The sequence below is a fragment of the Profundibacter sp. genome, assembly GCF_056498605.1.
This window is the reverse complement of the sequence record NZ_JBSMEZ010000137.1, coordinates 1-10339: the sequence shown is the minus strand read 5'-3', so window position 1 is coordinate 10339 and position 10339 is coordinate 1. Positions and strand designations below refer to the sequence as shown.

At 55.1% G+C, this 10339-nt stretch carries 11 protein-coding genes; 4 read left to right on the top strand and 7 right to left on the bottom strand.

The genetic code is table 11. The annotated features are described in order from the left end of the window. Together ACWB12_RS13450 and ACWB12_RS13445 are read right to left on the bottom strand one after the other, a co-directional pair. Positions 1-247 (bottom strand): hypothetical protein (locus ACWB12_RS13450; RefSeq protein WP_479530605.1); only part of this gene is annotated, 247 nt, incomplete at its 3' end. A gap of 80 nt (positions 248-327) precedes the next feature. Then, the gene (locus ACWB12_RS13445; RefSeq protein WP_479530604.1) at positions 328-1500 is read right to left on the bottom strand and encodes a pyridoxal phosphate-dependent aminotransferase; all 1173 of its coding nucleotides are present in this window, start codon (positions 1498-1500) and stop codon (positions 328-330) included. A 292-nt stretch (positions 1501-1792) separates the two neighbouring features. Between ACWB12_RS13445 and ACWB12_RS13440 the strand changes: the two genes are divergently transcribed. Next, a complete protein-coding gene (locus tag ACWB12_RS13440; RefSeq protein ID WP_479530603.1) occupies positions 1793-2425 on the top strand; it encodes a CAP domain-containing protein in 633 nt (210 codons plus the stop codon). Positions 2426-2439: 14 nt separating this feature from the next. Here the strand turns inward: ACWB12_RS13440 and ACWB12_RS13435 are convergent, their stop codons facing one another. The 5 genes from ACWB12_RS13435 to ACWB12_RS13415 form a co-directional block, all read right to left on the bottom strand. Next, positions 2440-3189: a CDP-alcohol phosphatidyltransferase family protein gene (locus ACWB12_RS13435; RefSeq protein ID WP_479530602.1), complete on the bottom strand. Its 750-nt coding sequence runs from the start codon at positions 3187-3189 to the stop codon at positions 2440-2442. Then, on the bottom strand, positions 3186-3881 hold the full coding sequence (locus ACWB12_RS13430; RefSeq protein WP_479530601.1) for a phosphatidylserine decarboxylase: 696 nt from the start codon (positions 3879-3881) through the stop codon (positions 3186-3188). The genes ACWB12_RS13435 and ACWB12_RS13430 overlap by 4 nt, the downstream gene beginning before the upstream one ends. 14 nt (positions 3882-3895) lie before the next feature. Beyond that, complete coding sequence (locus ACWB12_RS13425) at positions 3896-4297, bottom strand: diacylglycerol kinase (RefSeq protein WP_479530600.1); 402 nt, start codon at positions 4295-4297, stop codon at positions 3896-3898. Positions 4298-4300: 3 nt separating this feature from the next. Then, positions 4301-5941 (bottom strand): phosphoethanolamine transferase, encoded by a 1641-nt coding sequence (locus ACWB12_RS13420; protein WP_479530599.1) that lies wholly within the window; start codon positions 5939-5941, stop codon positions 4301-4303. A gap of 86 nt (positions 5942-6027) precedes the next feature. Next, positions 6028-6366, bottom strand: coding sequence for an MmcQ/YjbR family DNA-binding protein (locus ACWB12_RS13415; protein WP_479530598.1), 339 nt, complete (start codon positions 6364-6366; stop codon positions 6028-6030). 195 nt (positions 6367-6561) lie between these two features. On the opposite strand from ACWB12_RS13415, the gene cysS reads away from it, so the two are divergent. The 3 genes from cysS to ACWB12_RS13400 form a co-directional block, all read left to right on the top strand. Then, positions 6562-7992 (top strand): cysteine--tRNA ligase, encoded by a 1431-nt coding sequence (gene cysS, locus ACWB12_RS13410; protein WP_479530597.1) that lies wholly within the window; start codon positions 6562-6564, stop codon positions 7990-7992. Between the two features lie 169 nt (positions 7993-8161). Continuing rightward, the gene (gene cimA / locus ACWB12_RS13405) at positions 8162-9778 is read left to right on the top strand and encodes a citramalate synthase (protein WP_479530596.1); all 1617 of its coding nucleotides are present in this window, start codon (positions 8162-8164) and stop codon (positions 9776-9778) included. Between the two features lie 70 nt (positions 9779-9848). Next, on the top strand, positions 9849-10339 hold a 491-nt coding region (locus tag ACWB12_RS13400; RefSeq protein WP_479530595.1), incomplete at its 3' end, for a class I SAM-dependent methyltransferase.

Sequence of the window (10339 nt, the reverse complement as noted above, 5' to 3'; positions counted from 1 at the left end):
CAATCGACGTACCTTTTTCCAATGGTGAAATTCGTTCTTCTCTTTCATCCTTCCTCCAGATTTCCCCGGTGCCTTCTAGAATATGCCAAAACTCGCTGATAGTGGAATGAACTGTTGCACGATTAATCTGACCCGGTGGCACGGTGCTATGAATCATATTTCCGGTTGTTCCATCCATGATGAAACGAATGTCTGCGCCAGCTGGTGACTTGGCATCTGGCGTAACTGGTAAAGACGTCTGTTTCATGATTGATGACAAACCCTATGAAATGGATAGACCGTAAATATTGCGGGGCTATCCTGATATGTCAATGTGGGAGTGGCGGGCTATCCCAGCAACCCTTTGGCAAACCCCACCAACCGCGTCAGCGCCTCGCGAAATGCCTCATCATCCACTGTCATTGCCACCCGCAAATGGCCTGCCGCCGAGATGCCGAAGCTTTCGCCGGGCATGGTGGCGATATGTTCAACGTCAAGCAGCGCGTCGGCGAACCCTTTGCCGGACAGCCCCGTGGTGCGGATGTCGAGCATCAGATACATCGCGCCCATGCAGGGCACATGTTTGACCACGTTTTGCCCCGCCAACACCTCCATCGCAATGGCACGTCGACGCGCAAAAGGTGCGGCGATTTCGGCCTCTAGCAGCGCACCACGCCCCAGCGCATACAGCGCGGCGTCCTGGATATAGCCAGGAACGCCATAGGTGGTGTGGGTGGCGAGGTTAATCAGGTTTTCGATCACAGCCTCGGGGGCCACAATCCAGCCGATACGACTGCCGGTCATCGCATAACTCTTGGACATCGACCCAACCACCAGCGTGCGGTCCACCATATCGGGCAGGGCGCGGGGCGAGATGTGCTCGCCTTCCCATATCTGGGTGTCGTATACCTCGTCCGAGATCAGCCACAGATCGTGCTGACGACACACACCCGCAATGCCCTCTAGTGTGGCGCGGGAATAGACCACGCCGGTCGGGTTGTTGGGCGAATTGATCAGCAGGGATTTGGCGCGCGCTGCGTATTTGGCGATCTCTTCGGCGCGGGGCTGGAAATTATCCACCGCATGGGCCGAAACCGTCTGCGGCATTGCACCAGCGGCCCGCAGGGTGGCGGGGTAGGTGGCATAATAAGGGTCGATATAGAGCGCGGTATCACCACTGTCACAAACTGCAAGGTGTGAGGAAAACAGCGCTGATTGCCCACCCGGGGTGATCATCACATTGTTCATCGTTGTCGGCACGCCGGTACGTTCCTGTACCCTTGCCGCCACGGCTTGGCGCAAATCGGTATTGCCCGGCACCATCGCATATCCGGTATGCCCGCCCATTGCGGCATTGTGCATGGCCTTCAGGATGTCGGGGCGGGTGCGGATGTCGTGTTCGCCGATGGTCAGTTCAATCACGTCTGTTCCATCCGCAATCATCGCTCGGGCTTTGAGGAAAATCCCCCAACCGTCATCGCTACTGCCCAGCAAAGTGGTGATCCGGTTTGATTGTTCCATCGCGCGACTCCTTAACGTATTTCGGCCACGCGACCATGCCAAAGATCGTTTGTCAAACGGGGAATTGTGTGGATGCATTTTTTGGGCTGGCAGATGTGTCGGCGGGTATCCACCGCCCTAAAGGTTTTTTGTATCTATAGAGTATACAAAGACGTATTCATTTACCCAAGCTATGGGGATGGCTTTATTAAAATTGGGCAAAATGCACAAAAAACGGACATGGTTTTGCCAATGTTTTGGTGTTGAGTTGGTGCGAACTATGTATCGAGCAACATATCCTGAGGTGCACGTAATGAAAAAGAAACTTTTGTTCGCGCTGGCGATTGCCAGCTTTTCCCTAACCTTTGCTGCACAGGCCGAAGCCTGTACGCGCAAGACTGTATCGGGTGGTAATCAGGTTATTCAACCCGGAAAAAGGATTAATGCGTCCCTGCTGGATGCCGCAGTTCGGGTTGAAGTGAACTATCACAGATGTCGTGCCGGCCTTGGCAAATTGCGCTCGGAGCCCAAGCTGCGCAACATGGCGGCGGGGCACAGCAAATGGATGGCCCGTGCAAGTAATATGTCACATACCTCGACCGTTTCGGGACGTCGCACATTGGGCCAACGGATCAAACGGTCCGGTCTGCGCTGGAAGGCCACGGCAGAAAACATCGGTATGGTTTACCGTTTCCGGATGGAGCAAAAGCAGTTCTTTATCGACGACGCGGCCAGTTGCCAGTTCAGCAATTCTGCAGGGCAAGTTATCCCACCGCACAGCTATCAGTCTTTGGCGCGTTATATTGTGAATCTGTGGATGAATTCACCGGATCACCGGCATAATATTCTGGATCGCCGGATGAAGATGGTTGGCACTGCAATCACTCTGGACCCAAAGGCGCAGTATTGCGGCACCTATTACATCACGCAGAATTTCGCCCAGTAGGTTATTTTGTAGATTTATTCTGCCACGGTGCCTTGTTTGGCCGCCTTATAGGACATTGGCAGGGAGGCCAGATATATTAGGTCAACCAGCACCATCACATGCCACGGATATACCGTCAGGCTGATCATGAACAACACAACAGCACCGAACATCCATACCTGATGCCGCGGGCTGACACTGACATGTTTCAGTGAAAACGTCGGGATCCGGCTAACAGCTAGGGCTCCCGCCCCGATGATATAAAGCGAAATCAGCACCTGGTGGGTGGCAATGCCGGTCCAGCCGGCCAGAAACAGGAACGCGGGCAAGAACCCCAGGCAGGCCAGCGCGGGGGCAGGCACCCCGACGAAAAAGCGGCTGTCTTTGGGGGTGTCGTCATCCTCCATCAGGGCGACGTTGAAACGGGCAAGCCGCATCATGCAGGCGATGGTGAACATGATCAGCGCCAACCAGCCGATGTTGGCAAATTCAGTGCCTGCAAAGAACATCAGATATAGCAAGATGGTTGGCGCGATGCCAAAGTTGAAAAAATCCGCCAAGGTATCGAGTTCGGCCCCGAACTGGCTGCTGGAATCAAGCATGCGGGCCAGTTTGCCATCAACGCCATCCAGCAGAACGGCCAGCAGCAGCAGCGCCATCGCAATCGAATAATTTCCCGCCATGCCAGAGCGCACCGAGGTCAGGCCAGCGCAAAGCCCGAAAATTGTAACAAAGTTCGGGATGAACCGGCGCAGGGGAATGCTTTTGTGTTCGGGGACGTTCAAATCCGTTTCCCCACGTAATTCGGGGTCGGGTCTGACAGATCAGCCAGCGCGGTTTCACCGGCGACCGCGTTTTGCCCCAAAACGACCTTGGGTAGCACGCCAACGGGCAGGAACACATCCAGTCGCGAGCCAAAACGGATCAGGCCAAACACCACGCCCGCCTCGGTTTGCGCCCCGACCGAAGTAAAGCAAACGATGCGACGCGCTACAAGACCAGCGATCTGGATCACGCCGATTTTCAGGCCTTTCGCATTGGTGATGGTCAGCGAGTTGCGCTCGTTATGTTCGCTGGCTTTGTCCAGCGAGGCGTTGACGAACTTGCCTTTGTGATAGGTGATATTGGTGAATTCCCCCGCCATAGGAGCGCGGTTCACATGGCAGTTGAACACGTTCATGAACACCGAAACCCGCACGCGCTCTTCCGGCCCTAATCCCATATCTTCTGGTGGGACAACGGTGGTGATTAGGTTCACAATCCCGTCGGCGGGTGACAGGATCAGGTCGTCGTTTTGCGGCACGGATCGCACCGGATTGCGAAAGAAATAGTAACACCAGACGGTCAGAACCATGCCAGCCCAGAACAGTGGCCCCCACAGCAGGCCTAGGGCGACGGATAGGGCGGCAAAGATGGCAACGAACTTCAGCCCCTCGGGGTGCATCGGGACGGCGACTATTTTCAGCGGGTTTGACATGGATATTTCGTCTTCTAGGTCAGGATAAGGTGCTGGATCAGCACGTATGCCAGAAACAGTCCGTTTGCAATCAACAAACACATGACCGCAAGTGATCCTAAATCCTTGGCGTCACGGGCAAATTCGTTCCATTCCGGTGATATGTGATCGACCACGGCCTCGATTGCAGTGTTCAGAGCTTCGGTTGCGATCAGTAGCAAGGCCAATATGCTCGCTCCCAGAAATTCAGCCATGTTGGCGCCAATTGCGGCAAAGATGCCTAGGACAATCATGTATAACAACACCTCGTGGCGGAACGCGGTTTCGCCCCACAGCCGTTTAATTCCGCCGATGGAATAGCTGGTGGCGGCAAAGACATGTTTGATGCCTGTAATGCGCTCCGGTTTAACTTGGCTGGGTTTTTCAGGTTGGGTCATCGGTTACTCCGGTGCCGTGCGGCAGGCAGAAAACAGATCAAGGTCTGCGGTTTTTTCGGTCGTGGTGATGTCCATCAATCCCAACACAGAATGGAACAGGTTGGCGTGGGTTGCGGGTTGCATCGCACGTTCAGCCAAACACTCGGTATCTGTTGCAAATGCGGATTTATAAGCCTCGGACAGCCAGATAACAAAGGGCACCTTGGTTTGCGTGTCCGGCGCCATGAAATAGGGGGTGCCGTGTAGATACAAGCCACCTTCGCCCAGGGATTCACCGTGATCCGACATATAGATCATTGTGGTAACGGCTTTGTCCTGCGTCTCCAGCATCTTGATGGTTTCGGCCAATATGTGGTCGGTATAGGCCAGCGTGTTGTCATATGTGTTGGTGATTTCTTCCTGGGTGCAATCCTTCAGTTCGGTCTTGTCGCAGGTCGGGGTAAAGCGTCTGTATTCGTCTGGATAGCGCAGGTAATAAGCGGGCCCGTGGCTGCCGATATTATGCATCACCAAAACGGTGTCCTCGGTGATATTATCGATTGCGTCCTGTAAAACTGGCAGGAATATTCCGTCGTTGCATTCGCCGACACTGCAATAGTCCTCGTTCTTAAGGTAGGTCAGGATCTGCGGGCCGCCAACACGGGTTGCTATGCCCTTATCACCGGTGTTGTTGTCGAACCATTCCACCTGCACACCGGCGCGAGACAGAATATCCAGCAGGTTTTCATTGCCAAGTCCGGCCTCGTAAGAATAGCTGCCGCGATCAAACCGCGAGAACATGCAGGGCAGGGATGTGGCGGTGGCGGTGCCACAACTGCTGACATCCTGAAAGGCGATGATGTCGCTGCGGGCGGCCAGTTCTGGTGTGGTGTCACGCGCATATCCGTTCAGGCCGAAATTCTGGGCGCGTGCAGTTTCTCCAACCATGATTACGGTCAGAACCGGTTTAGATGTGGCCGTCAACAGCGGGCCTTTCACCGCATCCTCGCCACGGGGTTGCAACACGATATCGCGGGTGTTCAACACCAGATTAACATAGCGAATGGTGCTGGACAGGGGTGCTCCGGGCTGGAAACTGCCCATCAGGTCTTTGTTGCTGCGGATTGCGCCGGAAAAGGTTTTGTAATTTGCCATCAGCAAAGCGGCACAAAGCGCCAATGCCCCCACGGCCAGCCCACTTTGGCTGATCATGGCCCGCAAGAAGGACGGGCGCTTTATTTTAACCAGCAGTACAAAAAGGGATGGGATGACCGCGTAAATCACCACATGGCTGATAAAGCTGAAGGTGATCAGGTGCTTGCCTTCCTGCATCGTGGTGGTGACCACATTCTGGATCATGTCACGGTCGATCATCGTGCCCAGTGTGTCCATATAATAGGACGACACGCCGCCGGTCATCAGCAGCAGGATCAGGAACGGTTTTTGCAGCCATTTGCTGGAAAACAGCGCAATGATGAACAGCACCAGGGCAAAAACCGCGATGCCGAACAGGGTGAGATGCAGCATGTTGCCCTCAAATATCCGGTATCCGTTGCCCCAGAAGGTGTTGTTATAGGCGGCCATGATAAAGCCGGCGACAAGGATGCTGAGGATGATGGGGGAAATACCGCGCTTTGCGATCGTGTCTTGGGTTGAACGCTGCATAGTGTGGTCCTGATTGCCTGTGATTGCGCCGTTATAAACTGTTCCGCTTTTGATTGTCACGGGTGGAAAATACGATGCGGTGGTAATCAGCCCAGTTCGGCCTGCACTTTCTTGGTTAGGTTGGCGCGCACAGTGATGTAATAGGTGTGCAATCGCTCGGCCACCTCGTCCGCGTCCATCGTGTTCCATTCAACCAATATCCATCCGCCACATGGCAGATAGGGTGCTTTGCACGCGCGGCCCATGTCGATCAGCAAATCGGCGGTGGGGCCATCGGCGCATTTCAACGACACACCGTTTGGCGCATTGGTGATTGCGAAAATCTTGTTGCCGACTTTCCACACGTTCGGTTCCGGCCCGAAGGGGAATTCCTGCTTGGCGCCTTTGAAGGTCGCGCAGATAGCATTGACTTTGGTTTGGTCCATGGGGCGAGTATGGCAACAGGTGTTGGGGGTGACAAGGTGCGCCGCGTCTGATACCTATGGCGCATGAACAAGAACACTTGCACCTGCTGTATTTGTATTACCAGCTGACATACGTCACGCGGGCCGTTCTTTTCGTTTTCAAACAATGACCGAACTTGATATGCCCGCGGGTGAATTACGCCTGATGAGGAAAACATGGTCGAAATTAAACTGCACAACACCAAGACCCGCAAAAAAGAGGTCTTTACCCCGATAGATGCCAATGACGTGCGCATGTATGTCTGTGGGCCGACGGTTTACGACCGCGCCCACCTTGGCAACGCGCGACCCGTGGTGGTGTTCGACGTGCTGTACCGGTTGCTGCACCATGTGTATGGGGCGGAGCATGTGAATTACGTGCGCAATTTCACCGATGTGGATGACAAGATCATCGCGCGGGCCGAGCAGGATGGGCGCAAGATTGGCGAGATCACGTCCGAAACGACCCAGTGGTTTCTGGAGGACATGGCGGCTTTGGGCGCTCTTACGCCGGACCACATGCCGCGCGCGACGCAGTATATCCCGCAGATGGTGACGATGATCGAGGATCTGATTGCATCAGACCACGCCTATGCTGCCGAGGGCCATGTGCTGTTTGCGGTCGAGAGCTACAAGGAATACGGAGCCCTTTCAGGGCGCTCTATCAAAGATATGATCGCCGGATCAAGGGTCGAGGTTGCGCCCTACAAACGCAATCCGATGGACTTTGTGTTGTGGAAGCCGTCAACCGGCGATCAGCCAGGGTGGGAGTCGCCTTGGGGGTTCGGACGGCCAGGTTGGCATATCGAATGTTCGGCGATGTCGTATGAATTGTTGGGGGCGTCGTTTGATATTCATGGTGGCGGCAATGATTTGATGTTCCCGCATCATGAGAACGAGATTGCGCAAAGCTGCTGTGCGCATCCGAAGGCGGAGTTCGCGCGGTATTGGATGCACAACGAGATGTTGCAGGTCGAGGGCAAGAAGATGTCCAAGTCGTCGGGGAATTTCTTTACGGTGCGTGATTTGTTGGACCAAGGGGTGCCGGGCGAGGTGATCCGGTTTGTGTTTCTGTCGACGCATTATAGGAAGCCGATGGATTGGACTGAGAAGAAGGCTAAAGAGGCAGAGGCGACGTTGCTTAGCTGGAAGAAAACCATTGACCTGTGGCGAGATGATGTTGCCAAGGAATACAGCGGCAAGAACCCGCCAAAAGTAATTACTACTGTTGTTTCGGATGATTTGAATACGGCACTGGCAATAAAAGAGATGCATTCGCTTGCCAAGAAAGCGAAGACAAGTGTGGATGCCGCAATTGAACTAGCCGAGGCACTAGAGTTTCTTGGGTTTGATTATCAGAAAATTTGGTCCGTTTCGTTTGGGTATTCTCTTGAGAAGATATTGGGTGATCCGATCGACATAGAGGTGTTAGAACACCGCCTTGCAGATGCCCATACGACTGCGGTGGAGACAAAAGATTTTGCAGAGGTAGATAGGATAAAAAAGATTCTTGTAGACGCAGGGATCGAGGTAAGGATGTCTAAGACCGATATAACACTTGATATTACCTCCAACTTTGACCCATCCAAACTGGAGGCCCTCAAATGACCCCCTTCACAACAGAGGGCAGCGCCCGACCCTGGGGGGGCGTTAGCGAGGGTTTGGACGTGAGCCACGGTGCAAGATGCGCAACGTATCGTCCAGAGCCAAGGCAGCAAAAGCGCCCTCCCGTGGGGAGGGTCGGGCGCTGTCCGGCGGTGCCGTCCGGTGGTGCGTTATGACTAAAGAGCGGCTCTATATCTACGACACCACCTTGCGCGATGGGCAACAAACGCAGGGGGTTCAGTTCTCGACACCGGAAAAGGTGCAGATTGCTGAAATGCTGGATCAGCTGGGTGTGGATTACATCGAGGGTGGTTGGCCGGGGGCGAACCCGACCGACAGTGCGTTTTTCGAGGCGGGGGTGAAGACCAAAGCTACGATGGCGGCGTTCGGGATGACCAAACGCTCGGGCCGTAGCGCTGAAAACGACGATGTGCTGGCCGCTGTGATGAACGCGGGCACCAGTGCCGTCTGTCTGGTCGGCAAAAGCCACGAATTCCATGTCAAAACCGCGTTGAATATTCCATTGGCGGAAAATGTCGAGAACATCAAAGCCAGCTTTAAACATATCGTTGCCAACGATCGCGAGGCTCTGTTTGATGCCGAACATTTCTTTGATGGCTATAAGGCCAACCCCGAGTATGCGCTGCAATGCGTGCGGGCGGCCTATGACGCCGGTTGTCGCTGGGTGGTGCTGTGCGACACCAATGGCGGCACTTTGCCTGACGAGATCGGCAAAATCACCAAGGCGGTGATTGACGCAGGCATTCCCGGTGAAAATATTGGCATCCACACTCATAACGACACCGAAAATGCGGTGGCGGGCACATTGGCGGCGATCAATGCGGGGGCACGGCAAGTGCAGGGCACGCTGAACGGGCTGGGCGAGCGCTGTGGCAATGCCAACCTGACCACCCTGATCCCGACGCTGTTGCTAAAGCCGCAACTGGCGGAGGGGTTCGAGACGGGGATCAGTATGGACGCCTTGGAAGGGCTGGTGAAAATCAGTCGTCAGCTGGATGAAATCCTGAACCGTGTGCCGCTGCGTCAGTCGCCTTATGTCGGCGCGTCGGCCTTTGCGCATAAGGCGGGGCTGCATGCCAGTGCGATCCTGAAAGATCCGACCACCTATGAGCATATCGAGCCCGCAACTGTGGGCAATGCGCGGATCATTCCGATGTCAAATCAGGCGGGGCAATCCAACTTGCGCAAACGGCTGGCGGATGCGGGTTTGAGCGTTGAAAAAAGTAATCCGGCGCTTGGGCGCATTTTGGAAGTGATCAAGGAGCGCGAGGGGCAGGGGTATTCTTACGATACGGCGCAGGCCAGTTTCGAGTTGCTGGCGCGACGTGAATTGGGCGTTTGCCCCACTTTTTTCGAGGTCAAGCGCTACAAGGTGACGGTGGAGCGCAGGAAGAACAAGTATGACAAGATGATCAGCCTGTCCGAGGCCGTAGTGGTGGTGAAAATTGGCGACGAGAAGAAGCTGTCGGTGTCCGAGAGCATGGACGCTGCTGGCAATGATCGTGGGCCGGTGAACGCGCTGGCCAAGGCGCTGGCCAAGGATATGGGGCCATATCAGGTCTGTATCGACGACATGCGGCTGGTTGATTTCAAGGTGCGTATTACCGATGGTGGCACAGAAGCCAAGACGCGGGTGATTATTGACAGTGAGGATGGCTCAGGCGCGCGCTGGTCTACCGTCGGGGTGTCACCCAACATTGTGGATGCGAGTTTCGAGGCATTGCTGGATGCAATCAATTGGAAACTGATCCGCGACGGGGAGGCGTGATGCGCCAACCCGTTCAACGGAGCGCCGTGCGGCGCAACTGTATGAGCACTGCGTGCGATTGGTGCCTGTGGTGACAGTTGCGCCATTTTACCAACTCTATCGTGATTTGGATCGCGAGGGGCCGGGTGAAGATGCGGATGTGGCTTGGGCTGTGGCGCAGGCCGGTATCGGGCCGGAGGCGCGGATTTGTGATGTGGCCTGTGGTTCGGGCGCGGATATTGCACCGTTGCTGGCAGCTTGCCCCAAAGGGCACGTGAACGCACTGGACAAACAGGCGCATTTTATAACCGAGGCGCGATTGCGGGTTGGCGATGAAATGCGGGTTGATATGCGGGTCGGGGATATGGCGGACATTGGTGGGCCTTATGATTTTATCTGGTGTGCGGGGGCGGTGTATTTTCTGGGGATCACCGCTGTGTTGAAGCTGTGGCAATCATCGCTGGCCAAGGGTGGTGTGATTGCCTTTAGCGAGCCGTGCTGGTGGCGCGACAACCCTGCGCAACGGGCCGTCGTTTTTTGGACTGAATATCCGACAATGACCAATGCGCAGGGCATAAAATC